The organism is Streptococcus oralis subsp. tigurinus, from assembly GCF_002093545.1.
GTDB classification, from domain to species: Bacteria; Bacillota; Bacilli; order Lactobacillales; family Streptococcaceae; genus Streptococcus; species Streptococcus oralis_C.
The window spans coordinates 1-25787 of sequence record NZ_LNVF01000009.1 but is presented as its reverse complement, the minus strand read 5'-3'; the positions used below and the strand labels follow the sequence as shown (position 1 = coordinate 25787).

The 25787-nt window shown below is 42.5% G+C and carries 30 protein-coding genes and 1 tRNA gene; 1 reads left to right on the top strand and 30 read right to left on the bottom strand.

From position 1 onward, the window contains the following. Positions 1-300 precede the first annotated feature (300 nt). Positions 301-371 (top strand) — tRNA-Cys (locus ATE34_RS08805). Positions 372-495: 124 nt separating this feature from the next. Here ATE34_RS08805 and ATE34_RS08800 read toward each other — a convergent pair. The 30 genes from ATE34_RS08800 to ATE34_RS11130 all read right to left on the bottom strand — a co-directional run bounded on the left by ATE34_RS08800 (position 496) and on the right by ATE34_RS11130 (position 25762). Continuing rightward, entirely contained in the window at positions 496-741 is a 246-nt protein-coding gene (locus ATE34_RS08800) for a DUF7720 family protein (protein ID WP_084911721.1), read from the bottom strand. Positions 742-894: 153 nt separating this feature from the next. Continuing rightward, positions 895-1782, bottom strand: a complete 888-nt coding sequence (locus ATE34_RS08795) for a peptidoglycan amidohydrolase family protein (RefSeq protein ID WP_084911779.1) — start codon at positions 1780-1782, stop codon at positions 895-897. A 2-nt stretch (positions 1783-1784) separates the two neighbouring features. Then, complete coding sequence (locus ATE34_RS08790; protein ID WP_084911719.1) at positions 1785-2117, bottom strand: phage holin; 333 nt, start codon at positions 2115-2117, stop codon at positions 1785-1787. 3 nt (positions 2118-2120) lie between these two features. Further along, entirely contained in the window at positions 2121-2420 is a 300-nt protein-coding gene (locus ATE34_RS08785; RefSeq protein ID WP_001811580.1) for a hypothetical protein, read from the bottom strand. Between the two features lie 11 nt (positions 2421-2431). Beyond that, on the bottom strand, positions 2432-3037 hold the full coding sequence (locus ATE34_RS08780) for a DUF1366 domain-containing protein (RefSeq protein ID WP_084911717.1): 606 nt from the start codon (positions 3035-3037) through the stop codon (positions 2432-2434). Between the two features lie 9 nt (positions 3038-3046). Then, complete coding sequence (locus tag ATE34_RS08775; RefSeq protein ID WP_084911715.1) at positions 3047-5098, bottom strand: DUF859 domain-containing protein; 2052 nt, start codon at positions 5096-5098, stop codon at positions 3047-3049. 11 nt (positions 5099-5109) lie between these two features. Further along, positions 5110-7722, bottom strand: a complete 2613-nt coding sequence (locus ATE34_RS08770; protein ID WP_084911713.1) for a phage tail spike protein — start codon at positions 7720-7722, stop codon at positions 5110-5112. Positions 7723-7724: 2 nt separating this feature from the next. Continuing rightward, positions 7725-9221, bottom strand: coding sequence for a distal tail protein Dit (locus ATE34_RS08765; RefSeq protein ID WP_084911711.1), 1497 nt, complete (start codon positions 9219-9221; stop codon positions 7725-7727). Then, entirely contained in the window at positions 9221-12865 is a 3645-nt protein-coding gene (locus ATE34_RS08760; protein WP_084911709.1) for a phage tail family protein, read from the bottom strand. Before ATE34_RS08760 ends, ATE34_RS08765 begins: the two co-directional genes overlap by 1 nt. 13 nt (positions 12866-12878) lie before the next feature. Further along, on the bottom strand, positions 12879-13505 hold the full coding sequence (locus tag ATE34_RS08755; protein ID WP_084911707.1) for a Gp15 family bacteriophage protein: 627 nt from the start codon (positions 13503-13505) through the stop codon (positions 12879-12881). 4 nt (positions 13506-13509) lie between these two features. Next, positions 13510-13866 (bottom strand): 4a-hydroxytetrahydrobiopterin dehydratase family protein, encoded by a 357-nt coding sequence (locus ATE34_RS08750; protein ID WP_084911706.1) that lies wholly within the window; start codon positions 13864-13866, stop codon positions 13510-13512. Between the two features lie 52 nt (positions 13867-13918). Continuing rightward, positions 13919-14380, bottom strand: a complete 462-nt coding sequence (locus tag ATE34_RS08745; protein ID WP_084911704.1) for a phage tail tube protein — start codon at positions 14378-14380, stop codon at positions 13919-13921. Next, positions 14380-14784 (bottom strand): minor capsid protein, encoded by a 405-nt coding sequence (locus tag ATE34_RS08740; RefSeq protein WP_084911702.1) that lies wholly within the window; start codon positions 14782-14784, stop codon positions 14380-14382. Before ATE34_RS08740 ends, ATE34_RS08745 begins: the two co-directional genes overlap by 1 nt. Continuing rightward, positions 14781-15173 (bottom strand): minor capsid protein, encoded by a 393-nt coding sequence (locus ATE34_RS08735; RefSeq protein ID WP_335340808.1) that lies wholly within the window; start codon positions 15171-15173, stop codon positions 14781-14783. The genes ATE34_RS08740 and ATE34_RS08735 overlap by 4 nt, the downstream gene beginning before the upstream one ends. Then, positions 15173-15505: a putative minor capsid protein gene (locus tag ATE34_RS08730; RefSeq protein ID WP_084911698.1), complete on the bottom strand. Its 333-nt coding sequence runs from the start codon at positions 15503-15505 to the stop codon at positions 15173-15175. Before ATE34_RS08730 ends, ATE34_RS08735 begins: the two co-directional genes overlap by 1 nt. After that, the gene (locus ATE34_RS08725; RefSeq protein ID WP_084911696.1) at positions 15495-15896 is read right to left on the bottom strand and encodes a head-tail connector protein; all 402 of its coding nucleotides are present in this window, start codon (positions 15894-15896) and stop codon (positions 15495-15497) included. The genes ATE34_RS08730 and ATE34_RS08725 overlap by 11 nt, the downstream gene beginning before the upstream one ends. A gap of 12 nt (positions 15897-15908) precedes the next feature. Further along, the gene (locus tag ATE34_RS08720) at positions 15909-16109 is read right to left on the bottom strand and encodes a hypothetical protein (RefSeq protein ID WP_084911694.1); all 201 of its coding nucleotides are present in this window, start codon (positions 16107-16109) and stop codon (positions 15909-15911) included. After that, positions 16096-16317, bottom strand: a complete 222-nt coding sequence (locus tag ATE34_RS08715; protein WP_084911692.1) for a Rho termination factor N-terminal domain-containing protein — start codon at positions 16315-16317, stop codon at positions 16096-16098. The genes ATE34_RS08720 and ATE34_RS08715 overlap by 14 nt, the downstream gene beginning before the upstream one ends. Then, complete coding sequence (locus tag ATE34_RS08710) at positions 16317-17162, bottom strand: N4-gp56 family major capsid protein (protein WP_084911690.1); 846 nt, start codon at positions 17160-17162, stop codon at positions 16317-16319. The genes ATE34_RS08715 and ATE34_RS08710 overlap by 1 nt, the downstream gene beginning before the upstream one ends. A gap of 5 nt (positions 17163-17167) precedes the next feature. Next, a complete protein-coding gene (locus ATE34_RS08705) occupies positions 17168-17794 on the bottom strand; it encodes a hypothetical protein (RefSeq protein WP_084911688.1) in 627 nt (208 codons plus the stop codon). Between the two features lie 140 nt (positions 17795-17934). Beyond that, on the bottom strand, positions 17935-18270 hold the full coding sequence (locus ATE34_RS08700; RefSeq protein ID WP_084911686.1) for a hypothetical protein: 336 nt from the start codon (positions 18268-18270) through the stop codon (positions 17935-17937). Then, a complete protein-coding gene (locus tag ATE34_RS08695; RefSeq protein ID WP_084911684.1) occupies positions 18260-20191 on the bottom strand; it encodes a phage minor capsid protein in 1932 nt (643 codons plus the stop codon). Before ATE34_RS08695 ends, ATE34_RS08700 begins: the two co-directional genes overlap by 11 nt. Positions 20192-20301: 110 nt before the next feature. Beyond that, positions 20302-21810 (bottom strand): phage portal protein, encoded by a 1509-nt coding sequence (locus ATE34_RS08690; protein WP_142357491.1) that lies wholly within the window; start codon positions 21808-21810, stop codon positions 20302-20304. Between the two features lie 17 nt (positions 21811-21827). Further along, positions 21828-23123 (bottom strand): PBSX family phage terminase large subunit, encoded by a 1296-nt coding sequence (locus ATE34_RS08685; RefSeq protein ID WP_142357490.1) that lies wholly within the window; start codon positions 23121-23123, stop codon positions 21828-21830. Beyond that, positions 23107-23598 carry a terminase small subunit gene (locus ATE34_RS08680; protein ID WP_084911681.1) on the bottom strand — a complete coding sequence of 164 codons (492 nt, stop codon included), beginning with the start codon at positions 23596-23598 and terminating at the stop codon, positions 23107-23109. Before ATE34_RS08680 ends, ATE34_RS08685 begins: the two co-directional genes overlap by 17 nt. Before the next feature lie 243 nt (positions 23599-23841). Next, on the bottom strand, positions 23842-24258 hold the full coding sequence (locus tag ATE34_RS08675; RefSeq protein ID WP_084911775.1) for a DUF1492 domain-containing protein: 417 nt from the start codon (positions 24256-24258) through the stop codon (positions 23842-23844). A 373-nt stretch (positions 24259-24631) separates the two neighbouring features. After that, entirely contained in the window at positions 24632-24892 is a 261-nt protein-coding gene (locus ATE34_RS08665; protein ID WP_084911677.1) for a DUF1372 family protein, read from the bottom strand. Beyond that, positions 24889-25080: a hypothetical protein gene (locus ATE34_RS08660; RefSeq protein WP_084911675.1), complete on the bottom strand. Its 192-nt coding sequence runs from the start codon at positions 25078-25080 to the stop codon at positions 24889-24891. Before ATE34_RS08660 ends, ATE34_RS08665 begins: the two co-directional genes overlap by 4 nt. Further along, the gene (locus ATE34_RS08655) at positions 25080-25610 is read right to left on the bottom strand and encodes a DUF1642 domain-containing protein (protein WP_084911674.1); all 531 of its coding nucleotides are present in this window, start codon (positions 25608-25610) and stop codon (positions 25080-25082) included. Before ATE34_RS08655 ends, ATE34_RS08660 begins: the two co-directional genes overlap by 1 nt. Then, the gene (locus ATE34_RS11130) at positions 25607-25762 is read right to left on the bottom strand and encodes a DUF7204 family protein (RefSeq protein ID WP_180382694.1); all 156 of its coding nucleotides are present in this window, start codon (positions 25760-25762) and stop codon (positions 25607-25609) included. The genes ATE34_RS08655 and ATE34_RS11130 overlap by 4 nt, the downstream gene beginning before the upstream one ends. Positions 25763-25787: the final 25 nt, after the last annotated feature.

The following is a 25787-nucleotide window of genomic DNA, read 5'->3' as shown; positions in this document are numbered from 1 at the left end:
TTTAACTCCTCTTGAAAAATTTAGGCTTATTGAAGATTATAACATATATCTTCTAAAAAGTAAACGAATTTTCAGAATATTTAGGCGTGCATCCATAAAAAACTTTCATTTGTCAAATTTCTTTATTCTTTGTTTGCTATCTATCGAGTCATAAAGCAAACTTAATGTTCATAAAGCCTGATTTTCAGGTTTCCTTTCTCCATTTTCTACCCAGTCAGAAAGGGCAATCTTCTAAATTGGATTTTAGAATAAGAAACTATTGACGGGAAATGATTTTCAAGGTATAATAATAAACGTTGAGGCGGTATAGCCAAGTGGTAAGGCACGGCTCTGCAAAAGCTTGATCGTCGGTTCAAATCCGTCTACCGCCTTTCAGTACCTGAATTAACAGGAATTAACCGAATGAAAAGCCCGTAAAATCGGGCTTTTTTTATTTTTCTTCAGATAAATACGGATAACTTCGAAAAACTTTTGGGGCGAGTTTGGGGCAAGGCATTATGTGCGATCACTTCGTTCCATCTCGTACATTCTTACCGAATGCAAAACCAGGTCGCGATACTTCCAAGTGCTGACCAGATACTCAATAACCTCTTGGTCCTCTATCTTGCATTCCATCAAGAGCAACAATTTAACCGTGTACTCATTTTTTAAAACTGGTGCTTGATAAGTTACATCTACCCAATGCTCAAAACCTAAGTCCGTCTGCTCTACGCTTGCTAATTCAATATTTAAGATTTTCATTTGTTCTTCCTCCTTACTTATCTATTCGTAAAAAGAATAAAAACAGAGAAAAAATCATTACTTTTTTAATTCAGAAAGTACTTTCAGACAAACAAAAAAACCGCAAGCAAATGCCTGCGGTTAGTGTAATCTAATTTGAAATTCTTTCTATTTTTATTTTGTAGTGATGAGCCCATCTGGCTCGATGTTAAAGGCTTCTTTATCGGCCATGCGACCATCAGGAAGCAGCATGTAGTATCCGCCATTGTAAGGCACAAATGTGTTCGATTTCATATCGCCGTTGATGGCATCCAAGTAATACCATTTTTCATAGTATTTAACCCAGCCTGTCTGCATAGAGCCATCACGATTGAAGTAATACCATTTCCCACCGATTTTCTTCCAAGATGTGGCCATATAGCCATCCTTGTCAAACCAGTACCATTTACCATCAGTGTGCTTCAGCCAGCGTTCAGAATACATGTATCCACGACTGTCGAAGTAGAACCATGATTTGTTCTCTTCGACATACTCGAACTGATCTTTTGGATATGTACCATTAGCACGAACGAACCAGTAACCTGTGTCGTCTTTCTGCCAACCAGTTTTTACTTCTTCAGCAGCTGCAGATGGATTAGTCAAACGATACACATAATAGTAAGGTCGTCCAGCATAAAGCCAAATATCGTCATGATCATTCACTGTGATGCCGTCAAAACGATAGTTACAGTGGATAATGTTATCACTATCCACAAAAATACCAGTATGGCCACCTGCTCCGCTAGAATAGCCACGGCGACCCCAGATAAAGATATCTCCACGTTGAGCGTCCCACGACTGGTTTTCTGTGATGAGTTCATATCCGTTCTTTTTGAGCCAGTCATGTTCATACTCAGTATTGACCGCCCAACCAGCGGACGCGGCTCCAGCGCTCATCAAAGCGTAGTAGATCGAACTTGAGCAATCGTAAGAGTCGGGGCCGTTACGATCGTCCATGCTGTAGGATACTTGACCTTGTCGCGCACGCATCCAAGCGATAGCTGTTTCAATGTTTACTGCCATAATCATTCCCCTTTCCAAGAGTCGTTCATCCTCTTGACCGCTGACTCAACGAATGTATCGAGGTCACGGTCGGTCATGCTGATATTGTATTTGGTAAGCTCGGCACGGATTTTAGTTCGTGCCTGCTCCAGCTTTTCTTCACCTTTATAACCAGTTTCAGCAGACACCTGCTCCACTGCATTGACTGCATTTTTGGCAAGGATTTCAACGATTTTGACAGTCTGTTCACCACCTTTTTTGATAAGGTAGTCCTTGACTGCCTTGACTGCTACCCCTGCTAAAATAACAAGGATACTGATTGCTCCGTTTGTGATGATTTCAGTGATTTGTTGCATGTGTTATTCTCCTTTTTCGATTTCTTCCATGCGGTCGTTCATGCGGACCATTTCTTTTTGAATGTCTCCGACCGTGTGAGTGATTGTGGTTAATTCTGTAGTGGTCTTTTCTAGGTGAGTCATCAAACGCTCTTCTCGTCTGTTAGAGTCGGCCTTTGATTGCTCGTGCAAATCCATAATCTTCTTCTCTCGCTTGTCCGAAGTCTTGATGAGATATCGAATTATAATAAAGAAAAGTAAGATAAACAAAATCGCCCAAGCTACCTGACTTTGAGCGATTTTTTCAGCTTCTTCAATCGGCATACAACCTCCTTTTAATCAATCCGTGGCATGACCACAGTAAGTACACCTTGCTGCAGCATATCAGAGAGTGACTGGTCTTTGTAAGTATAGCCCTCTGTTGCTTGCATCTGGAACTTAAAGATAGTTAGCGTACCTTTTGGCCATTTCGGATTCGTATCGAATGGATAAGGCATGGCAATGATGTCTCCGTTTGAGTAGCGTGTACTCTTGACTAGTGGCTTAACAAATGCAGCCACCTTGCCATAAGCATGGGTAGGCATCCCTCCATTTTGAGATACTGCCAAGGCAATCAAGACCTCTGTGATAGCTGATACCGTGTCAAGGTTTTCCTTGTTTTCAGTAGTAGCCTGCTCCATCTTAGCTGTCATCTCTTTGTTTTTCTGAATTTGCTCATCTACTTTGTTGAACTTTTCGGTTTCTGCTCGGTTTGGGAAATTCTCTTGGTAGAGAGCCTCCAGAGCAATTTCAAACAGCTCTGTATTAGACAAGCTGATTTTATCAGCTGGTAACAAGATAGGTACGATAGCACCATCTGAATTAACAAGTGTGACCTTTGTAGCAGATGCTTTTCCACTTGCATCAAATTCTTGGGACTTTGTCCCGTACTCTAATTTCATAGTTCCTCCTTAAATTTTGAATGAAACATTATCAAAGTTGAGCCAAGTGGCGTCAACGTTCCCCTTGACAACTACGTTACCTCCTGGATAAATCCCGACAACGGCAGGGCCATAGTCATTGTTTAAAGCGGTCTTAAATAGCGTTGTGGATGGTCTGAAATTTTCAGGTAAAGTAAAGATAATTGACTCACGGGTAGTCTTTCCGCCTTTACAAGTACCTTTTAAATAAACAATACCGTCAAATGTTTTTGAAAATTGAACATTTCCATAATCTCTATGATGGCTCCACCCATTTTGTAAATTGGCATTTTGCCAAGGTGTTCCTTGAGTGTATTTTTGCATATCATTTTTAGATACGTATTCTATCCAATTCTCCCAGTCATCAACCGTCTTAGACCATCTATGATGTCTAAAATAGACCTGTCCATTATTCCCATAGAATAACTGAATGGCCTCTTTATAGTCGCCATCATTTTTTCCGTAGTTACTGTAATGAAAAAGATGGCCCCACTGCCCATTTGGATTTCCTCTGGCTGTTCTATCAATGTAATACTGACCAGGCCGATCTAGTAGATTGACATTGGTCACGTTAGGCCTGCCATCAAACCACAGAGGGCCTCCATTGTTATTCGTCAGTTGATACTGCTGAATAGGCTGGTCGTTAGCAAAGATGTCTCCTTTGACATCAAAAGCGCCACGCTCTCTGATTTTGTTGACCCCAACTCCTGAGCGGTCGTAAGACAAAACTACGCTCTCTGTGGCCACGTTGACCATGAAATCAGACCGTGTGAATTTGTCCTCGAGCGTGCCGATTACAACCCACGACTGATTAGCTAGATAATTGCCTGCAAGATTAGCTTGAGAATTGACTAGATTTGAGATACTTGTCCATGATCCAGTGGCTGGCCCTGTATCCACTTGAAAGTTAGTAGTCCCAAGCCTTGCAACCTTGAATGTCAATCTCATTGAGTTTTTTTGACTTCCTGAGACGGTCAAAGGCGCTATCTTGGCATTCCGTGTAACTGTTAATGTGCTAGAGGTTGAGCCCGTTCTGGCTATGCTAAAACTCAATGCTGGAGCAAAATATTCAAGAACGGTTACGGAAACCTCTCTAGTGTCTGACCAACGGCCACGACTATCTGAGACACTCGCTCTGATTTTGATGGTACCGTGATAGTTCATAATGCCTAGGCTCCCACCGTTTGAGCTTGTAGACTGGTTTTTGCCGACGATTTCGGCATAGTATCCAGTGATGGAGGAGCCGTAAGAGCCGACTGCGCCATTAAATCCGACCTTAATATTAGAGATTACTTGAATGAACGTGTTTCCGCTTGGGATGAGATTTTGAGCAGCACCATTCAAGTCTGACAATGAGACCCCTGTAAAAGTGGGCTTGACATTTGCTGGTACGCTTGCAGTGAATGTAGTGGACTGTGTTCCTGTCTTAGTAGAGCCTGAATAGGTATCTACGTAGACAGTCCCTGTCCCACTCGCTGAGTTTGGAATGTCGTTTGCAAAGTCAAGAGGGATCGTCCAAGTTGTAGATGTGTCTACATTCGTTGCAATCGTTCCTGACTTGCCAGCCCATGCATACCGTACCGTATGCTTAAAACTGGAGCTTTGACGGTTGATGTTGATCGTAACCGAACTACCAATAACACCAGCGCTCACGCTTACAGAGCTAGAGCGTGGGATAGTCGTCAGGCTAAGGCTTGCTGATACTGTGATAGTACCATGCAGGCCATTATTCGGATTGAACGTGCATGATATAGGTAAGGTCTTAGTCCCATCTGCATTGTGGCTGATTGTACTTGACCCACTAGCAAGCGTGTACTCCTCGCCTGATGTCTCCCACGTCGGATAGCTGTAATGCACGTTACTGCCATCCAGATTAAGAGACAGCGTACTATCTCCTTGATGGTTATGAGTATAGTAGGCGCCTGTACGGCTAACTGTCATCCGCCAGTTGACGGTTGAGGTGTTAGCCGTGATACTCTGAGATCCCTGCTCTACATAGACATTGAGATACAAGCTCCCACTTGAATTACTAAATTTAGCCATTTTACTCCTTTCTATCCAACGTAGCGGATGACGTTCATGTCAGGATTGATATGATACTGCTCTTCTCTAAATCGTCCTATTTGGATAGTCTTAGAAAAAATACCATTTTCAATGTGGATGACCCCTTGACTGATATACATAACCTCTACACCAGCGCTAAACATTGAAATTCGTCCGTTAGGGTTGAACATCATGCTAGAGCTACCGTCATTCTTACCAATTACAAGGCCCTCATTTGAGGAACTCATGTAAGTATCAATGAAATTCCAACGGTCAGAGAGTTCTCCCAAATCTTTGGCAATATTTGAAACACGCTGACTAGCTGAAATCAAATCTTTCTCAGCTTGTACCCTCGCTATCTCGTTAGATTGGACAAAGTCTTTGTAAGCCTTTATCCAATTATCAAGCGTGTCAGCGCTAGCTTTAGCCTCAAGCTCAGCCTGGATAATTCCAGCTTTCTCATTTAGAGCGTTCAGTTGCTCCTGAGTTAGCCCTTGATCGGCTTTAGAATTAAGGCTATCCTCAATATCCTCAGGAGCTGGTATCCAATCAATAGGGACTGTCCCTGTATTCACTCTTAGATTTGAGATGATGACCGTTCCATCTGAACCTTTCTCAAAATTTAGATACAAGGCAATCTCTTCAATTAGATCGCTTGTCCTACCGTCTGAGTATGGTTTCCACAGCCAAGGTTGAGAATACGTGCCAGATTTAACAGATGTAGTATCTATGTGTTGTATTCCTAAGGCTTTATCATCAGTAGTAAAATCCCACTGTTCTGGCGAACCGTTTCTATATTTAATTACACGATTAAGCCTAAAACCTTTGATGGTTTCAGAGGCCACATAATCAAACGTTAAATAAAGTGGTTGAACCGTTGCCCAATTCTGAGCTGATTGTGCTAGTGTATAGATTTTCCCTTGATTTCCTATAGTTGCTCTAGCAGTTCCTAGTGCAAAGTTACGAGCCCCAACCCTCACATTATCAAAGAGAGCTGTCCAGTTGTAGCTTGTAGGATCCTGACTGTCCGCCTCTGTAAAATCTGTGTACGTCCCAAAATAGCGCTTGTTGGCGCTTGATGACGTACTGAACCCATCACGTCCGTTCTCTGAATTGGCCCAAGCTCTATGCAAGTACTGAGTTTTTCCTGCCGTTCCGTCAGACGTATTGATAAGAGTCAGTTGCTCAGACGCTACCTCTTTGTTATCAATCCAAGCCGAAACCGTCAATACCATTTTCTGATTGATGTCGGCAGCCTTGACAATGTAACTAGAGCTTGTGGCTTTGATTTCGCCATCCACCACCCAGCGCCATCCGCTATTGATGACCTTGTTACCTTTCATCAAAGTAGGAGTCACAATCGTCTGACCTTGGCCGTTCTTAAAGGCTACACCGTTGTCAGTGGCTAGCTTGATAGTATAAGGCTTAGCGTCCTCTATCATCCTGTCTAGCTGTTGCTGAATGCCATGAGATAGACGATTTTCAAGCGCTTTGACATTTGAGAAAGTGGTCTTGTTATTCTTCGGATTGGTAAAGCTGATGACTTGCTCAGATACCCTCATCTCAAGCAAGAGAGTAGGGTTAAAGCCGTCATCATAGACTTTTACTGTGTCTCCTATCTCCAAATCCGCAAAACCCTCAGCCTCGTAAGTTACTGCTGGGTAACAGTTCTTTTTGAGCTCACGGTAGGCTGTTGAGCGGATGACCTCAGGATTTGAACTCTCTACAGTCATGTCCTTACGAGTCCACTGGTCACGGTCACCTGTTGAGTGAGTAAAAGTAGACGGATACATCTGCATAGAGAGAGGGGCATACAAAGCAGCCCCTGACTGGTAAAACTCACGTTCTCCCTTAGCATTATTGACAGACCAAGCTCCAAGGCCTCTAATGTCAACTACGTTACCTTTGTCATCCTTACCTGTTGGGACAACCGTGTTATAGATCCCAGTTTTGTCAATCGTCCTAGTGATTGTCTTGAGATTTTTCCCATACTTCAAGATTTTTGGGCTAATTTGACCTACTCCTTGATGGGTGTCATCATGCTCATGATAGACATTGACTGTAAATGACTTGATAGAGCTGTCAGCGTTGAGACGTGTGTCAAACTCAATTTCTGCGCCAAATTTCTTAGCCAGACTAAGTAGTCTGTTGAGTTTGGTGTCTGTGCCCTCCCACTCAGCAGAGATTTTCTTATTAGCGACCTCATTGATACCGATTTTTAAGAAAGTATAGTTGAGCAAGTCCATCTCCTCACAAAATTCCTTAAAGCTCATAGCCTTAGGCGATTTGTAAGGGATAGAGTACTCATTGATCAGCTCAAGGTTTAGGTTGATACTATAACACTTGATAACTTTCTCATTTTCCTCAATTTTTCGGATTGTATGCAGGTAAGTTCTGCCCTTGTATCTGAATGAAACAAAGGCTTTCTCATTGAGAGAGTTATAAGCCCTCTTTTTACCTACATCTGAGATAATGGCCTTTTTAAAGACTGTAAAATCAAAGGTACTAGAACCAGTTTCCAGGTATCTTGTCCAGGTGTCATTGAAATAGTTCAATGTATCCTGTTTGTTATTGTCGATAAAAGCCACTTTTCTCAAATTTGAGTCATGTATTGTCAATAACATTGTTATAGATACCTTTCTTTAAATTCTACTTTGACAGTGGGTTTAGTCTTGACCCAACTTGAGCAATAGACCTCAAGCTGACTGTTTCCAGGTGGAATAGTCAAGAAACTTGAGCCATCCACTACATCCACAATCTTCTCAATACCGTCCACAGTGACAGTGTCATTCTCGCTGTTTAGCACGACATTTGAACCGATTGGATAACGGTTAGGCACATCTCCTATTGTTGGGACAAAATCCTTACGGTATAAGAGTTCATCAAGATACATGTGAGCCAGGATAGGCTTGTCATGATACGCTCCAAGCATGACGTGGATTTTAGCTGACTTTCGGCCTTTAATTTCAGGAATGATAAAGCTGTAATGAGATCCTTTGTAGTAAACCTGGAGCCTGTCATCATTGCGCTTGAGTTCAAACTGACCTTTGGTTGATGAAAAGGGGTTTAAATCACTGCCAGAGGTGCCTATGAAATTCCAGCACTTAAGAAAGTAATAGCTCCCATTTCCATCAGAACCAAACACATTAAACTCACAATCCTGTCCTTGTGTTCGCTTGAATGTTTCAAAACCATACAAAAACTGACCATTTGTGTCTGATACTGTAATCTTGATAAAACCATATTGATTAGCTGCATTAGATACGAATATCTGTTTACCTGTGATGTAGTCATCAAGCGAGCCAACAGCTCCAGCGCTGTCTATTGGGACGTCCCATGATAGAGATGTAGCATAGTTCCCATATTTGCCAGGTGTGGTTTGATCTTTGAGTCTAATGTGTTTCTTATTCCACAATGTAGTTAGCTCAGACATCCCTACCACATTCTCGCCATTATCGTTAGTCACAGCCTTATTTTTAGTAGCTCTTGCAAAACCGTTTAAAATTCTATCTTCTCTAAAATCAATCAATACCTCTGACCGCTTAACTACGCCTATATCAGCCTCTTCACGGTCACCAACCTCAAGAGCTCCGCTAGCATTAACTATCCCAATATAGCCGTTTTCAGCGTTGTTTTTGACTGTGATAACAGGAAAAGCTGGAACGTTGCCATTATTGACCAAATTAAAAACAACCTTGTCAGGTTGCTCTTGTCCGTTATCAAAGCGCCTATAAGTCGTGCCATGTGCGACACCGTCAGGAACAAGAATCTCAAACTCGCCCTTTTGAAGCCATCTAGCTACGTTATCGACATCCACAGAGCCAATGACAAGTCCCATATAGTACTTGTCAGGCTCGTCTGAAATATCAATACGAACTGGCTTGTCGGTGTTTAGGATTGTAGCTAAGGTGTGCTTGGCCAATTCGGTATCCCTAGCCGTTTTTTTCTGAACGGTAAATTTAACTTTGATTTTTTTAGGTCCGGTTCTTACTTCTTGGACGTTTACGCCCAAAAAAGGGGCGTCATTTGTTGTGACGTCCCTTTCGTTTCCTACCGGACGAATTACTTCGTTGATTTTTATAACCTCAGAGAGGTCATGATTGTTATAGATAACTGTGTCCATTAAATAATCCCTCTCATCATGTTATCGATCATGAGTTGGTCGTTTTGGTAATCGGTCATCTTTTGGCCGATTTGACCGACAAGCGCTCCACTTTCCATCATCAGACTGACTGGCCGTTTGACTGCCTTCTCAGCGACTTCTAGGGCTTGCTCGACAAGTCGGTTAGATTTTTCTTGTACGACCTTAACGCTCGCTTTAATTTGACGATCTAGGTCTGACTTGACCTGAAGTGTCTTCGTAAGGCTAGCCTGACCTACTCCAAGAATGTCTTCAGGGGCAAAGTTAAAGGCTTTGATTTGGTCGAATACATCGCCCATGGCATCATCTACCTTGTGAGCATCTGCCAAGATACCGACTGCCACCCCTTGAGAGATATAGCGTCCAACGTTGTCTCTAAACAAACGTGACGGACTGTGGATTTTAGCCTTAGCTTGTGCAGCTCTCTCGGCTTGAGCGACTAGAGCATTAGCTGCAGCCGTGACAGCTCCAAGCGCTGAGTACATACCTTGTGCTAAACCTTGACCAATCATGTCACCTACATAGCGCATGGTAGAGACGCCTCTCATTCCTGTAGACTGGATAGAGTTGACCATGGATGACATTGCTGCTGTTGCTGAACCGATTCCTGATTGGATACCATTTGTTATCCCTTCAGAAACTCCACGCCCTGCCTGTTGTCCAGCCTGTGTCATTTGAGCTGACGACTGCAAAATTACAGTCACAATCAATGCCATGTTTGACTGAACTGATGACACAGCCTGAGCCATCGCTGAAGCTATGCCTGAAGCGAGCTGAGAAATGGCAGATGTAGCTGATGAAGCTGAAGCGTTAATCATCGTTAAAGTAGATGTCATCGCTGAAGCCCCACTTTGAGCCATCATCATAGCGTTAGCTAAAGCCACCAAGCCTGTTTGTAGCATCATGACACCAGCCACAGATCCAGAAAGACTTGCAAAAGAAGCCATGACCGATGTAGCGAACGTGCTCATTGAAGTTCCAGCGCTTGTCAGTGTTTCTGGCAATGTGCTGAGGTTAGTGCTTAGTGATGATAAGGCTGTGGGTAGTGACTGCAAGGCTACACTTGCTAGTTGAGCTGATATAGCTATCAAGCTCAACCCTGTCCCTGCTTGTTGCAATCCTGGTCCAGCTGAAGCAATTCCAGAATTGGCAATAGCAGTCAAGCCTGTTGCTACTGTCGCTAATGTTCCAGCTAAGTCTAGCAATCCTAGCTCGGTGAGCATCGCAATCCCTTCAGCCATGTATTTGACTCCAAGGCCCGCGTTTAAGGCGGCGTTACCGATACTATCAAAGATCCCAGCTACACCGTCAAGCACATTACGAATAGCAGAGCCAAAGGACTCAACTACACTACCAGCACTTTTCAAGATGGAGCTCACTTGTTCTCCAAATGTTTTCAAAAGATTAGACAAGCTATCAATGATAGGGCTAATCTGAGAAAACATGCTGCTAAATGACGAAACAATATCTGCAATTGACGGAGCAATCGCAACCACCATTTCAGTTATGGCTGGAGCAAATGGAGCTATTGCTTCAACAATTTGAACGATAGCGTCAGCAATTATTTGAGCTACTGAAACGAACGCATCACTTATAATCTCGACGATTGGAGTCACTGCTGTTGCAATTCCTGAAATAGCTTCACCAAGAGCTGTGATAAACGGAGCTGCCGCTCCCATAGCTTCACCAAATGCAACGACAAGAGGAGAGAGTTGAGCTAAGGCGCTTGTTACATTTGGAAGAACTCCTGAAACTGTAACAATAGCCTGGGCAAATGTGCTGATGATTGCAGTAGCAACAGTAGCAAATGCCTGCCCAACTGCGTTAATGATTGTAGCCACTCCTTCGCCTTGACTAGCAATGAGACTTAAACCTGCCGCAATAATAGCCACTCCAGCACCGATTCCGACTGCTGCAATACCAATCGCTCCGCCAAGAGCAAGGATATTCCCAATCCCAGCCGTTCTCAAAGCCAATCCAAATGCTCGGATGACCGGAGCCAATCCAGAAAGAGCAATTTTGATACCTTCACCAATTCCTGTCGCAGCCGTTTTGATTGCTGTTCCTGTTGTTTTGATTAGAGTTGAGATTGATTTGAAGATTTGAGCGATTGCGCTTTTCGAGCTCGTTGCACCTTTTACAACTTCGTCTGCCCCTTCCTTGGCGCCTTTAGCAAATAAGCCAAACGGATTAAAGCTCTTCAAGAAATTAAATGCCTTGAAAGCGACTAGAGCTCCTCCAATCCCTGCAATCAATCCTCTCCAGACATCTGCACTAATTGATTGAGTTAATTTTGAAATCCAGCTCACAATCATTGAAATAGCGTTCACGACGTGCCCAGCGGCTGCGCCTACGATATCCCAAGGAATAGCATCGCCTAACTTAATAGCAAGATCTAAAGCTGCATCCGTCAAATCTTTAAATGCTTGATAGGCGTTCTTGATTGCTCCTGTTTCAGAGAAGGCTTCTAGTGCAAACTGAAAGGCCATAGCCATATTCTGGATGATGACGTTAACTGTTTGAATGACATTTCCAACCCCTTGAATAACATTACCAAACCCATTGGATTCGCTTGTCAGTTCTTCAAAGAGCGACTGGATTGTCACAACAACATCTCGAAAAGTGTCCTTGATTACGTCAAAAACACCCTCGTCAACTCCGAGCGAAGCAAACAACGATTTGAACCCTTGTTCAATCCTTGGCCCAGCTTCTGCCAAGGCTGTATCGATAGCTTGAGGAAGTTGTCTCATAATATTTCCAACCATAGGCAAGAAATTGCCTAAAAGGAACGTTGAGGTGCTAGAAATAAGCGCTTTTAAAGACGGTCCAATATCTTCTCCGAGCGTCAAATTCGCCAAGAAGTTGGATGCCGAAGCCTTCATTGCCGCAAACGAACCACTGAATGTAGTCTGCGCTTCTTGTGCTGCAACTCCTGCGACTCCCAACTCTTGTTGAACTAGGTCGATGGCTTCTACGATATCCGCAAAGTTGTTGATATCAAACTTCTTGCCCATTGCTTTTTCTAATTTGCTGGCGTCTTTAAGAAGTCGTTGCATTTCTTCTTTGGTACCGCCATATCCAAGTTTCAAGTTATCTAGCATGGTATAGTTCTGTTTAGCGAAGCCTTGAAACGTTTGCTGGATTGAACCAATATCTGTACCCATCTTGGCTGAGTTATCAGCCATGGCCATGATAGCCTTGTCTGCCATTTGTGCAGCCTTCACAGCATCACCACCGAGCGCTTGCTTCAAGCTGGCACCGAAAGAAACAGCTTGCTCTGCGTATGTATTAGCAGAGATACCAGCTGAAGCTGCAGCGTTCGCATATTGCTTCACAGACTCAGCGGCAGTCGTATAGAGCGTATCAACACCACCAAACGATTGTTGGAGCTTCGCCCCTTCGTCAAGAGCTGTAGCAAATACACCCTTGATAGCACTGCCAAGGGATTGAATCCCAGAAATAAGCGCACCGCTGACAATGTTAGCTCCTAAAACTGACTTAAAGACCGAACCTAGTTGCATCCCGCTTTCTGTCAGTCCGCCAACCATCCCTTTTAGACGTGCCACTCCTGATTGAGCCTTATTGCCATCCATATCAACTTGGATGACCACTTTACCATCTGCCATTTATGCCTCCTTTCTACTCGTAATAGTCATATTCATCATCTTCTTCGTCGCAATCATCATCTGGAAGACGATACTCTTTTTGTAGTTCTCGCATCTTATCAATGTACTCCTGACTGTCGCCTTTTTGCGGTTCATAAGAGCGAATCTTCACGACTTCTACAAATTTGGTTCCCTCAGGCAAGCCAACAATTAGAGCATTGAATTTCTTCCAGTGTAGCTTCCCAATTTCTTCGATTAAGTCGATTCTGTAAGCTTGCATGAAAGAAGCAAAGATATAAGCTCCGTCATGCTTCATGTTGTAGAGTCTTTTTTGTGGTGTTTCTGACGTTGTCGAGGACTTTATGACATTGCCTGCCAAGTCATACTCAACATCGTCTTCTTTCTCGCCTGTCTGGATGTGCTCTTCAAAAATTGCCTGAACAACTTCCAAAGCCTCCTCAAAACTCAAAAAATCAAAAGAAACACCCGTCAGGATCCGCAACGCAAAAAATGGGCGCATGGACTTAGGAATATCATCGTCTTTCCATAATTCAAAGACTTTCAAAACTCTATCGAACGATAAAAGCAGAGGGAAAATCTGTTCTTTGCCTTCAATTTCTAGAACAAGCTCATCAACTAGCTTTCTAGAAATATCTAACATGGCATCACGCTAGATATTTCTTGAATGCGTCTTCTGAGTTGCGCTCTCGGTATTCTTTCTGAATCCCAAGAATAGTCTGCGTCAGATAGTTAAATGCGATAGTTGTATCTTCGTCTGCGAATTTATAGACTTTTTCAAATGCATCCGCTCCGAATAGTTGAGTCCAACCATCTTCGATAAGTTCTTTAGCTTTTTCTGCGATTTTCTCGTCGGAAAGTTTTTCAATTTTCTTCCAGTTCTTTGCTAAGCCTTCACGGAACTTATCAAGTTCCTTCACGCCCTTGTCATTTGCAATGTATTCCAGCTGAAAGTCTCCGAAATCAATAGGAATGATATTGCTTAGTTTCTTAATTACGACCATTGTTTTTCTCCTCTTTTCAAAAATAAAAAGGCGTGAATTATCACGCCTTAGATTATCCTGGTACTACTGTTGATTTCTTAGGTTTACGAGTCCATACGACCTTAAACTTAATACTTTCATTCTCTGACGCTTCACCGTCTCCGATTTCGATACCAGAAAGACGAGCTGGTCCCTCATATTGAGTTTTTTCAGTCACATCAATCTCCTTGTACCAAACCAAAAGCTCGTCACCGACTGCGTCTTCTTTGTCTGCCACAAAATTCTGCGCTTTGTCATCTGTATCACGAACGCCCTCGAATGAGCGCCCTCGTGTTTTAGTGATCACTTGTTCTTCAGGTGTCCCGTCACCAGAGAAGTCAGTGAAATCATCTGTCTTCTCGTTATTTTCTGGCGATGATTTCTTAATCCCTTTAGCAATCCAAAGGTACTCTGTCGCAGTTGGCGGAGTGTCCGGAGTCGCTTCTTTGTAAGGGCCGATGTAGTGTTTACGTTTTACGTTTTTATTTTTAACCATTATTCATTCCTTTCGATTTCAAGACTGGCAGTTACGTCCAGCAAGTAAATGTAAAAGCCTTGCTCGTCTAAATCATTCAAGTAAGGCTTGTCGACTTTCAGACCTAAGAACTCGTAAGAGCCATTCTTACTTGGCAATTCTAGGTCCATTTTTGATAAGGCAGCGTTAATCTGCCACAATGTATTATTGTTTAATTCCTGATCTCGTGACTTGATAGCAATTTCAAAAGGCAAGCTGACTGTTTGAGTGCCGGCCATGTCCTCGTCTACAACCTCTCCACCAGCTAGAGGGAATACCACTAACCCCTCTTTCTCAGCTAAATAGCCGTGTTTAGACGGGATTTTGTCTTGAATGCCCTTGATATATTCAAGCAAGATCTCTGCAAAGTCATTGTTTTGGTTCATTTTAATCCCATCGCTTTCAATCCGACATCGCCCCATTTCTTAGAGTGTAGGGCAGCGGCCTTTTTATCCCACCTTGGTCCTGTTCCAGGTGTTGGTTTTTGGCTCAGGAGCTTATCTTTATTCGCGAAGAAAAACCTTCTTTGTTTTTCTGAAAAGAAACCTTTCCGCTTCTTGCCATAGTAAATCAATCGAGCGTAAGGCGTCGCATAGACAATCGAATCTTGTCGAACATGTCCGCTAGACCTCAATTCCCCCTTTCGTTTTGGGACGAAGCGCTCCATATCCATCAGCATCTGGTTAGCAATAGCTAACTTTCCTTTAGCGAAATTCTCTGGAGATACTTTTTTCTCGATCCCTGATAGGTCAATCTTTACATTAACACCGCTCATCAAATCACCTCAATTTCATAAGCTAAAAGCCTACTCGTCAATGGATGATATTGAGGGATGATGTTCTTAACAACGTAGCTGACGCCGTCCTCTTCTACAACGCCGCCAACGAAACTCTTGTCGAGTTTTACAGGGCAGTATTTGTGATAGACAATCACAGTCGAAGAATTGGACTCGCTACGATGATTGCCTGAGCCAGAATGAGAAAAGGATCTATCGAACTTGCAAGGAGATAATAAAAGGGGTTCAGAGTAAGCCTCTTTCCCCCAATCGTCCTCACCAACGGGCTTCTTGATAGTCACTGAATCAGTTAGCATTCGTTTATCTATCATAATCAACCCTCGCTGAGCCAAATCCTGCCATCCTCAGCCAGTTTTCAGCGTCTCTCGATAAATTATGCATTTCCGCCAAAGAAAGCGAACTCGAACCATTCTGAGAGCCTGAGCGATAGCTTATAGATGTCCGTCCGACTGACATGCTAGCAATAGTTTGCTTGTCCTCCGCTGTCAGGACCCCCGAACTGTCCAAATAAGCAATCTGAAAGGCTGTAGCTCGTTTAACTGCCTTCTTGCGAGCTGTATTGTCGCTATCAAAGCTATTTAGAGAATAGAAATCTCTAGTATAAGCATCGATAGCGAGTTCCGCTCGCTTCAAAAACTTGTCAAAGTCTCCCTCGACCTCAAATCCGAGCTTATCGAACTCCTCTTTAGTTAAGTAAGCCATCTAATCACCTCCTTAAAAGGTGGATGTCCCCACCTCAACTAGATCTTGCTTAGGCTCTTCAACGAGTTCAAAGCAATCTTCACCAATCACCTCATTAAACAGGCCATTGATTCGATTAGCTTCGTCTTGATCTAGCTCATATTCTTGCCCTTTGTCAAAATGACGGTCAGACTTAGCTAGATAAGCGTTCAATTTTGCTTTAAATTTGGCCATTTAGCACCTCCAATAGCTCGTCTTTCGATTTGGTCGAATAACCTTCAACCCCTTTTTCTTTCGCCAGAGCTTTCAACTCTGCCAATGTTAATTCACTGAGTGTTTTTTCTGCTACCTCTTCAACTTCGGTAGTTTCAGCCACTTCTTCCTTTGCTACCTCTTCAACTTCGGTAGTTTCATCATAGTGGCGACGCATTAGCATGCCCATTATGCACCTCCAAATTTTACAACCTTAGTATCATCATAAAGGTATACGCCGTAGTATTCGTCACCAGAATACACAGTAGTCTTTTTCAAAATGTCACGGTCGTTTTCAACCATCACATCACGCTTCAAGTTAATAACGAATGCGCCATATTTCGCATCATCTTCTTCATCAGTTGTGTCAGGAGAGATTTTAACTAAGAATCCTTTTCCTTCTTCAACTTTCTTAGAGCGTACTACTTGAACGCCTGAAATTTCTCCAAAAGTACCGCTTACGATAACATCTGCGCCAAGTTCAGACCCACGAAGCCAATTCTTGCCAGCATCTGCACGAAGTTTGATCGCATCTTTTGGATTTACTAAAGCTACATATTTAGCATCTTCTTCGTCTTCGAAAATCTGCAGAGCTTTGTCAATGCTATCTACCGTGATTGGAGCTTCAGCGATGTTCTGAGTAGCAGTTTTAGCCACTGCCACCAAGTCGTTGTCGACCTTGTTTGCGATTGCTAACGCAATTTGACGTGCAGCTTCGCTATAGATGTCGCCGTGCGCAACTAATGCAGCCTTATCAGTGATTTCTACTGCTTTACCAGCTTGTTTGATGGTCATTGTGGTCTTGCTTGTTCCTAGCTGATCAACAGGGATTGCTTGCCCTTCTGTAATTTCAGTAGCGTCACCAGAGTAGGTCCATTTAGCTACCGTTAATGTGTCTCCTGGAATACCTACTAGTGTACGCTCGATATAAGCCAGTGGAGTGAATTTAATCAATTTAGGAAGTTTAGCTGAAACCATATCAGCCATTACTTGTGGATTGATTACTTGTGCTGTTGTTGTTGTTCCTTGTGTCATAAAATTTATCCTCTCAATTTATTATAAAGTTCTGGATCTCGCTCAAATAGCTCATTACGGCTACGAACGCCCATTCTTGCAAATTCTGCTTTTGTAATTTCCCCTTGACCACTTGCGTCAGGGTTGCCTCCAGCAGAAAAACGTGGTTTTTTCTCCTCAGATTGCTCTGTGCGACCGAACTGAGGATATTTCTGCAATACTTGGCCAATAGCGTCTTCGATAGACACCTCATCGGTCACTAAGCGAGCAGATAGAGTGATGACATCGTCAACAGACTCAGCATTTACTCCCAAAGTCAGAGCTGATAGTTTCGCTTCCAGATTCTTCTTGTCTGACAAAGCAAGTTCTAGCTCTTTCTCTTTAGCAGCAAGCGCTTCTGACTGCTTCTCAGCCTCACTCTTCTGTGAGTCTTTCCACTCTTTGAGTTGTTGAAGCCCTTCTTTAGCGCTCTTGATGTCCTCAAATCCTAGGCTTTTGAAGATTTTTTCTTGCGCTTTCTTGGACTCCTTAGCGACAAGGCCAGTCACTTCTTCCTGAGTGAATGTCTTGATAGGTTGCTCTTGAGTTTGTGACTCGGTGTTTTCTCCAGTATTTGCTGACTGGTCAGCTTGTGTTTGAATGTCTTCTGCCATTCTTTTGTCCTCCTAAAATTAGGTATTATCTTCCGTTCTTTACCGACTGCGGATAAAGTCAAGCAAAAAACCGCATCGAATCCGACACGGTTTATAGTGGTTTATAGCAATTTATTGCATGAAAAAAGCACTTAGAATTTCTAAATGCTTTCTTTTTTTGTCATGTTGATAATTTCTTTTAAGGTTGGTTTAGTTTTTCTAATTCTATCCCATGCTCTCATTTTTACAAAAGTACCCAAATAGATGCCGTTTATCTTTGGCATTTCGTTAGAAAGATTGTATTTCTCTCGAATTTCATCTTTATGACTTTCTACAAATTTACTACGAGGCAAACAATAAAAGATACCCTCGCCAAAATAACTCAAATCTTCATCAGACATTTCAATAAGCTCTTCAGGTTTTACAAAAATCGCTCTATTTACTCTATCTTCAGGTCGATAAAAGGCTTTTTCTATGAATGATTTATCAAGTCCCATCTTCTAACACCTCCAAACCATAAATTAGCAAACCATCTTCACTTTCTGTTTTAGAAACAACGTTATATTTCAAGTTAGGCTTCATCAGATATTCTTTTTCAGGGTTATAATCTGCTAAGTCAGCAATATAAGCTCCCGTCTTCTGACCTTTCTTGACAGTAACCTCAAATAGTACGTTTGCGCCGTCGCCATCGAAAGCAAACTCTTTAGCATAATTTCTATCCAAACTGAACGAAGTGAAAGCTTTATCCAACCTGAGAGATTGGCCAACTTCGAGATCCATATAGCCTAAATCTTTGCCTAAAGCAGATATAGACCCACTTCCACGATAAGCTTTGAAGCTTTTTTCAGGAGCAAATTTTGAAATAGCTTTTTCTAAGATTGGAATATTCGATTCTGTGTCTTTTACAATATCTAAAGCAAAAGGTAAATCGGCTACATCTCCGTCGTTTTCAAACCAGAATTTTTCCCGGATTTTTAGCGCTTCATTGAGTCCATAACGTTTTATATTGTTGAAATTATGATAGTTTTCTGTTGTATAAGAATAAATAACGCTTCTTTCGTCATCTGTAAGCTCATTATACCATTTTTGATAAGACTTTTGTTTCTTGAAGAAGTCGTCTATTTCATTTGGTTTATCAGCTACAAAAACCTTGTCAGCCACTTCTGGCTTAGTTTCCTTAACAACTTCAGATTTACTAGATTTTAATTTCTCTACTGATTTACTTTCTTTTCTCGATTTTATCTCTTTTTTAGCCTGCTCATAAGGATTATCATAGTATTTTTCTCTTGCCTCGTCTCGTTTCAAGAATGGGCGCTTATCGATGTAATCTTTCAAAGCAGCGTTTTGGGTGCCTATCTTACTCTTATACTTGTCTATCAGTTCTTTATCGCCCAATTTCTCAGCGACGTGGAGCTTTTCCTTATTCGCCCTGATAGACCGTTCTAGAGCTCTCTGCTTTGCTTCTGCATTAGCATTTTCTTCTGCTTGCTCTGGACTAACCTCTGCCACATCCTCGCCTAAATCAGGCTTGTAATTGGTTCCTGGAATGAATGGTGTGATCATATGTCCGCAGTTAATACCAAGGCACCCTTCAGGCCGACCGTAACCATAATCTGACAAAGCTAAAATCTTCTCGCCATGTTCGATCCTAGCCCGGCCAGTCGTTACTATCTCATGTTGCAAAGGGGCACACGACTTGCGAGCTGACGCCTTTTTTGAAAAATAAAAGGTATCAATGCCCAGCTCTTCAGCCGGTCTCGTTCGCATTTCTCGATAAGTTCGATAGGTTGTCGTCTTGATGACCGTCCGTGCGTAGTTGTCTACCTTCCAGTTACGACCAGCGCTATCTTTGAAACCTTGAAAACCTTTCTCTTGCCACTTCATGACCGTGTCAGAGATAGCCTTATCAGCCGTTGACAAGCCTGTGACCACTCTAGCGACAGATTGTTCAATGATGCCTTGATAAGCCCCAATAACGGCTTTAGGAAGCGTCGTATTGATTAGGTTATGGATATCTCCGACGGCTTGACTTGCATAGTCTGCAAGGATTTCTTGAATATGATTGCTATTTCCTGCAGATCCACGGCCTAAGTCTTCCATGAGCTGCTGCTTCGTGTCTGTGTATAGCTTCAGACCTTCATTCTCGACAATGTGACGTAATTGCTCTTCAGCGACTCCAGAGTATTTAGAGATTAGCTTCAGGTTCTCCTCGTTCAGCATGTGCATCTGTTGCATCTTCTCAAGTTGCCAGATATACGGTTGCTTATCAAGATAGACAGTGCCACGTTCCGTCACACGTTCAACCACGTTGTCAAATAAATCCAAGGCTAGCTGATGATAGATGTCTGCGACATTGCTTGCTTGAAGCAGCAGTTGCTCGTCATTGAACTGGATTGGTGGACTCTTCTTTTTTACCATGGATAGCCTCTTCTATTCCTTCTACCATTTTTTTTGCTAGTATTCTCCGTCCTAGTGAGGGGCTTTCAAGTCCTATAAACGACCTTAGATGTTGAATTAGGTTCATTTAATCATTCTCCATAGATATCAATATCCTCTTGTGTTCGCTGACTGTTAGCCGTGTCCATCGTTTCCTGATTGATTGCCTGAATCATCTTCTTAGCGTCAAGCTCTGACATATTGAAAGCCTTTTGAATAGCGTGAGCCTTGCTGACAATGCCACTGGCCAAAGCCTTAGTCCAATAATCAAGCTCATTGTTCTTGTCAGTAAAGACTCCATCGTCGAGATTGATTGCAATCTTCTCCATTTGAGGAATTGGACCGCTATACAATCCATAAAGGCTACCAAGCTCGCAGATTGAAATAATCAACTCTTTCAAGGATTGCTCGACCAAGCTGACAATACTGTTTCTCATTTGGTAAGTATCAGAGTTTTCAGAAACGACCTCGGTCGCAGTCTTCAAGCTCTGACCGTCAAATGTAAACATCCCAGCGGATACACCTAGAAGCATCTCAAATAGACTCAAGCCTTCGTTAATGGTCTTGATGTAATCATCTGCTCTGATTGCAGTAGTCAAGTCTGTGATGCTTCCACCATCCATGTCGCTAGTAGATAAGCGCAAGTAGACATTCTGCTCTGTATCAAACCGCTTGACAAGCTGGGCGTCTCCGTCAATGTTGACCATTCGAGTTTCTGTAAGGTTCTCAGGAACTGCCACTCTGCGTTGGCCCATCTTAACTTCCCACTTGAACTCGTCATAGGTCGTATTAATGAAATCAATCGTGCTCTTGGCATTGTCGAAGATAGACAAGCCTAGAGGTGAATTGATGTCTTTGTTATTCATCCCTGGAGGTTTGAGATAAGAAAAAAGCGGTCTTGTTAGACCGTTTAGTTCAACTTGTTCTTCTAAATCCTCATAGACTTCGGCCAAAGGCACACGTCCACCGACCTGCTCAGAGCTTTCAGACCTGTATAGCTCGTTTGAAATGATGTATTTCCCATCTTTCGCCCATTCGTGAAACTCAATCAAGGTGTAGTAGATGTTCTTCTGACCTGAAGCTTTAATCGTTTTAGTCACGATAGCAGCGCTTGAAATATCCTGCGTGTTAGATTGAAGTGGTAAAAAGACTGGCGCTTGAATGAATGACACTCTCACTCGTCCATTATCCACATAAGGCCTCATGGCAAGACCTCCAAGGGCCAAACAGCTCTCAAGATAGCGCTCAAAGTTCTTGTTAAAGCGGTCATTCTTCAAGGTTTCTTGAATGAATGTGTTTGCTTCTTTATCGTCCAATTTAATCGAAGCCTGCTCGTTAAAGACCAGACTGGCAATCTTCTTAGAAGCGGTCCGAGCGATTGGCAAATGGGTCGCTTCTCTTTGTTTCTTGATGCCGTCCGTATTTATGTAAGTGATTTTGTCAGCGTTGCTCTGATAGTATCTTAAATTCTCGTTGATTCGACGATACTCTGCGCTTGTCACTGCAATTTTAGGATGGTCTGTGATACTTGCTAGACTTTCTGTCGTCATTGCATACTGTCCTCTCTTAAATAGATTTTTGACAAATTGAATAATGCCCATTTATCGGCTCCTTGTTGCTAAAAATTGGCGTAACGCTTATAGAATACGTTCACACTATATCTAAATTCGTCCATTGCGTGGTTATCTTTGTCAATTGGCCGTCCGTTATCATCCCGGCTGTAAAGGCCAATCTCTTTCAAGAAATAGTAATGGTCGTACTCTTCTTCTTGGTGATTGATAAGCAAGAACTGACCTGAAGAGATGATATTCTGGCCACGTTCAATCCCTACCTCGATACCCTTCGCCTTGCTGCTAACGTCATGGGCGTTGTTCAAAGCCCCTCTTGTCTGAATCCCTAGCTTGTGCAATTCCTCTCGTAAGGATCTACATGCTGGGTCAATCCAGACATCGGTATAGCGCATTTGATACTTGCTAACGCACCATTGAATGAACGCTCGAAGCTCGACCGCATAAGTAGACATAGCCTTTACTTGGCCAGTCTCAGCACCACTATGATAGTAATGAGCTACACGATTGAGCCTAAAGAAAGTCTTGTTGTCCTCTCTATGCTTAGTAACGATGTTACAAGACATTGAGGTGGCGTCAGATTGTCCACCATCGCCATTGAAATACATTTCTATAGGTTCGCCTACCAAGTTATCCTTGATGTTCTTATCGAGGTCAAATAGGCCATATATGACGCCCTGAGGCATCACCCTCTGACCAAGTACGTCTCTCTTGTAGAGATAAGGGTTTTTCTTCAGCGATTGAATAATAGACTGCTTACGCTCTTCAGACAGAATCGGATTGTCGTCCATCGTCCAATGGGTCCAGCGTGTGTTCTGGACATCAAATACATCCTTAATAACTGGATGTTGTGGAGCTGGAGGGTTAAGGTCAGCTAGATGATAGCGTAGTTTAGCGGCCCACGTCCGTCTGAATGCCTCCTGGATAAAGTCCATGTTCAGTAGGTTAATTTCACAAAAAACTACCGAGCCTAGCGACATACCAGTGATAGCACCTACGCTATTAGCTTTACCTCCGCCTTTGTAGTAAACTCGTTTAGTTCCGCTGGGGGTATCGATTAAGAGGTGGTCTCCGTGCTCGTCATGCTTGATTTTACAATTGCCATCGAAGATGTGCATTAGACCTGTGCCGTCGCCGTCAATAAATAGACGGTAGGCTTGCTCTTGATTGTATGCAGCTATAAGATGGTTCTCGTCTGGTGACTCAATCAAGTATCTTGCATACCTAAAATGACCAGCGGTTGTCTTACCACTTCGGGGCGTGCCCTCGTTGACCTCAAGCTCATAGTTGAACGGTCTACGAATGATGTTGAGTTGTTTGTTTGAAAAATCAATCTTCAACCTCATCACCACCCTTCACGGCATTCAACAGAGCTTCCATGAGAGTAGTATCAGACTTGGAGCCTTGGTTGCTTTCAATCTTGATCTTAAGCAATTCAATCTCTTGTCTGATTTTATCGTCTGTCAATTCAAAGTCTTTCCAAGCCATGTTATTCATGCCATCCAAAGCCGAAAGAAAAGCGTTAGAATTAGCTTGTCTAATACCTTCATTCTCGATGCTTGCCCTAGCTTTATTTTTTAGCCATTCATACTCGTTAAAAGCCTGTTCTCTGGACCATAAGGACATGTTCGAGAACTGTTTGAGTAACTCACGGTACCTAACCCTTACCTCACCCTTATTGAAAATAGCAGATGCTTTATTGTCAACTACTGCATCGCTCATTTTTTCGGCTTTGTAAGCCTGTCTATACGCTTGTCTTTGAGATAGCCCGGAGATTATCCCTTGGACAAATAGCTCTTGTTTTGGGGTTAATTTATCCACTCACCGGACTACCTCCTTTCCGACAAAATAAAAAGCCACTCAAAGAGTGACTTGGTGCAAGCAGACTACAGACTTGCGGTGTTAATTAGAAATTACTTTTTTCTTTTTTATTTTTTGTAGTCTTTTTTGCGATATTAAAACATCCTACTCTATCGCCACTGGTAACCCAAGCCAGCAGTTTTTCAGAAGCTTTTCTAGGTCGTTTCCTAAGGTGCCTTTGCTTTAATTCTTGATACTACCATTTTAACAGATTTTAGACTTCATGCCTGTACAGTTACTATCATTTACTATCAATTCTGAAAGAATACTATCAAGTTCCTTTACTGCTTGTTTCTTCAAACGATAGTAAGTAGGGGAACTCATGCCCCCCATGCTGTCACAGATGTCATCAACGTACATCTTATTGATGTAGGTCTTTCTCAAAATAGTTCTATGTTTTGGATTTTTAAGCCTATTGATCATCCTACCTAATTCAAGTTTCCTGTTGATAACTTCTTTGGTATCCTGTTCTATAGCCTCTTTCATCACTACTAACTGGGTATAGACATCATCAACTTTTCTAGTCTGTCCGCCTTGGACTTTGACGTCAGTCCACTTGGGGCTTGAGAGCAAGCCTGCCTCAAGCTCGTTAATTTCGTCTATACGGCTTTGGATGTCCATGTCCAGATCCTGCAACTCTTTCAAGAGCTCTTTAGCCTTCACTCTCTATCTCCTTTGTGATATAATAATGTTGCGTTAATTATAGCTGAGGCAGAGAGTGTCTTGGCTTTTTTGTTTTAGTAGCTATTGAGTATCCTCATCGTCTTTTCATAGCTTAGATGTACTTTTGCTCTTTCCTCCTCGTATCCGAATACTTTTGGAATTCTGAAGTAAATGATTGTAGCGTTGTCATGTTGTTTGACAACTGAGAAAACGTGTTTGAGTAAGTCTTTTCTAAAAGCTACGTTAGGAAAAACTACAAGCTCTCGAGCTCCTATTCCTATTGTAGTTACTTTATTTATTTTGCTCCCTGTGTACGGATATTTTTTTGGTCTCATAACCTCACCTCATCTCCAATTTTCACCTTGTCATAAACGTCCTTCGTAACCACGAACGCACCGTAATCACGAATCGTAAGTGTGTATAGCTTGCCATGGTGTCCTTTCTCGACGACTTTACCAAATATCTCAGCGCCTGCGTTATCAGCCTTGTAGATAACCATTGGCTTCTTCTCTTCCAAATTCCGAATCCTGCCCATCTGCCAGATGTTCAAAGTAGCTGACAATACAATCCAAACCGAAATGAATCTTTTCAATCTATGACCTCCTCAGCAAGAATGTAAGTTCTTTCTTTGTTTAATTGTTCGTAACGTGCGACTTGATAACCTATAACTTTTATTTTCGCCTTGCCACTTGTTGCTATTTTGGCTTTTTCAATATATTCATTGAGTTTCTCCACCGCCAGCTTTTCTTCGTCGTCAACGAACTCCATGAACACTCTCATCACTCCACCTCCTCAATCTGTACCCCTGGGCAATCGAACACCCAGCCGAAATCATACGAAACTACATCTTTCTTCGTAAGTTCGTAGCACTTTTTTGAAAAATTAGTGCCTTTTGTAAAAAGAAGCACTACGGGAGAAAAATGTCCGTATTTATCTGCTAAGTCAGCATTTTGGTTGACGAGATATAAGTCCCCGTCGTTTCGGTTTAGAAGTGTAATTTTGTATTTTTTCTCCTCTTCAACTGTGTAGCCGTCAAGCCAAGCTCGAGCGAAGGTTCCTTGGTTATCATCGATAGCTAGCCACTTATTAACTCCCGGACCTCCAAACGTCATACCACCAGATAAAGAGTAGACAGTTTTAGCTGTCTCAATCCAATCCGCCACATACTGCGGGATTGTGACTTTCTGCGGTTCGTCTAGTTGTTTCACTAGTTCCAAAATCCCTTTTCTGCTGATGTCAATTTTATCGACGATAGGACCCTCTTTGTAAGGCAAATCCTCGATATGTTTAATTAATTCTTGTTTCTTCATTCTTCCTGCTCCTTAAGTTTCACCTTATACATTCGATTTCCTCGATACTTGCTCTCGAGCTGAGCCTTACATTTGGCAGCGTCTCCCTCTTTCTTAAAAAAGTGAGTTTCGTCTACCATGTTGTCAAAAAATAATGTTACTGTGTATGACATTTTCTCTCCTTTATTTATTAAATAA

Excerpts from the sequence above, each read along its gene's own strand:
- ATE34_RS08795 (WP_084911779.1), bottom strand. The coding sequence starts at position 1,782 with ATGGCAGTAAACATTGAAACAGCTATCGCTTGGATGCGTGCGCGACAA.
- ATE34_RS08755 (WP_084911707.1), bottom strand. The coding sequence starts at position 13,505 with ATGTTAGATATTTCTAGAAAGCTAGTTGATGAGCTTGTTCTAGAAATT.
- ATE34_RS08700 (WP_084911686.1), bottom strand. The coding sequence starts at position 18,270 with ATGGGACTTGATAAATCATTCATAGAAAAAGCCTTTTATCGACCTGAA.
- ATE34_RS08765 (WP_084911711.1), bottom strand. The coding sequence starts at position 9,221 with ATGGACACAGTTATCTATAACAATCATGACCTCTCTGAGGTTATAAAA.
- ATE34_RS08770 (WP_084911713.1), bottom strand. The coding sequence starts at position 7,722 with ATGTTATTGACAATACATGACTCAAATTTGAGAAAAGTGGCTTTTATC.
- ATE34_RS11130 (WP_180382694.1), bottom strand. The coding sequence starts at position 25,762 with ATGTCATACACAGTAACATTATTTTTTGACAACATGGTAGACGAAACT.
- ATE34_RS08730 (WP_084911698.1), bottom strand. The coding sequence starts at position 15,505 with ATGATAGATAAACGAATGCTAACTGATTCAGTGACTATCAAGAAGCCC.
- ATE34_RS08735 (WP_335340808.1), bottom strand. The coding sequence starts at position 15,173 with ATGAGCGGTGTTAATGTAAAGATTGACCTATCAGGGATCGAGAAAAAA.
- ATE34_RS08655 (WP_084911674.1), bottom strand. The coding sequence starts at position 25,610 with ATGAAGAAACAAGAATTAATTAAACATATCGAGGATTTGCCTTACAAA.
- ATE34_RS08760 (WP_084911709.1), bottom strand. The coding sequence starts at position 12,865 with ATGGCAGATGGTAAAGTGGTCATCCAAGTTGATATGGATGGCAATAAG.
- ATE34_RS08750 (WP_084911706.1), bottom strand. The coding sequence starts at position 13,866 with ATGGTCGTAATTAAGAAACTAAGCAATATCATTCCTATTGATTTCGGA.
- ATE34_RS08695 (WP_084911684.1), bottom strand. The coding sequence starts at position 20,191 with ATGGTAAAAAAGAAGAGTCCACCAATCCAGTTCAATGACGAGCAACTG.
- ATE34_RS08660 (WP_084911675.1), bottom strand. The coding sequence starts at position 25,080 with ATGAGAGTGTTCATGGAGTTCGTTGACGACGAAGAAAAGCTGGCGGTG.
- ATE34_RS08790 (WP_084911719.1), bottom strand. The coding sequence starts at position 2,117 with ATGCAACAAATCACTGAAATCATCACAAACGGAGCAATCAGTATCCTT.
- ATE34_RS08715 (WP_084911692.1), bottom strand. The coding sequence starts at position 16,317 with ATGGGCATGCTAATGCGTCGCCACTATGATGAAACTACCGAAGTTGAA.
- ATE34_RS08800 (WP_084911721.1), bottom strand. The coding sequence starts at position 741 with ATGAAAATCTTAAATATTGAATTAGCAAGCGTAGAGCAGACGGACTTA.
- ATE34_RS08745 (WP_084911704.1), bottom strand. The coding sequence starts at position 14,380 with ATGGTTAAAAATAAAAACGTAAAACGTAAACACTACATCGGCCCTTAC.
- ATE34_RS08705 (WP_084911688.1), bottom strand. The coding sequence starts at position 17,794 with ATGGCAGAAGACATTCAAACACAAGCTGACCAGTCAGCAAATACTGGA.
- ATE34_RS08740 (WP_084911702.1), bottom strand. The coding sequence starts at position 14,784 with ATGAACCAAAACAATGACTTTGCAGAGATCTTGCTTGAATATATCAAG.
- ATE34_RS08725 (WP_084911696.1), bottom strand. The coding sequence starts at position 15,896 with ATGGCTTACTTAACTAAAGAGGAGTTCGATAAGCTCGGATTTGAGGTC.
- ATE34_RS08785 (WP_001811580.1), bottom strand. The coding sequence starts at position 2,420 with ATGCCGATTGAAGAAGCTGAAAAAATCGCTCAAAGTCAGGTAGCTTGG.
- ATE34_RS08685 (WP_142357490.1), bottom strand. The coding sequence starts at position 23,123 with ATGAGGTTGAAGATTGATTTTTCAAACAAACAACTCAACATCATTCGT.
- ATE34_RS08720 (WP_084911694.1), bottom strand. The coding sequence starts at position 16,109 with ATGGCCAAATTTAAAGCAAAATTGAACGCTTATCTAGCTAAGTCTGAC.
- ATE34_RS08710 (WP_084911690.1), bottom strand. The coding sequence starts at position 17,162 with ATGACACAAGGAACAACAACAACAGCACAAGTAATCAATCCACAAGTA.
- ATE34_RS08780 (WP_084911717.1), bottom strand. The coding sequence starts at position 3,037 with ATGAAATTAGAGTACGGGACAAAGTCCCAAGAATTTGATGCAAGTGGA.
- ATE34_RS08775 (WP_084911715.1), bottom strand. The coding sequence starts at position 5,098 with ATGGCTAAATTTAGTAATTCAAGTGGGAGCTTGTATCTCAATGTCTAT.
- ATE34_RS08690 (WP_142357491.1), bottom strand. The coding sequence starts at position 21,810 with ATGGGCATTATTCAATTTGTCAAAAATCTATTTAAGAGAGGACAGTAT.
- ATE34_RS08675 (WP_084911775.1), bottom strand. The coding sequence starts at position 24,258 with ATGGACATCCAAAGCCGTATAGACGAAATTAACGAGCTTGAGGCAGGC.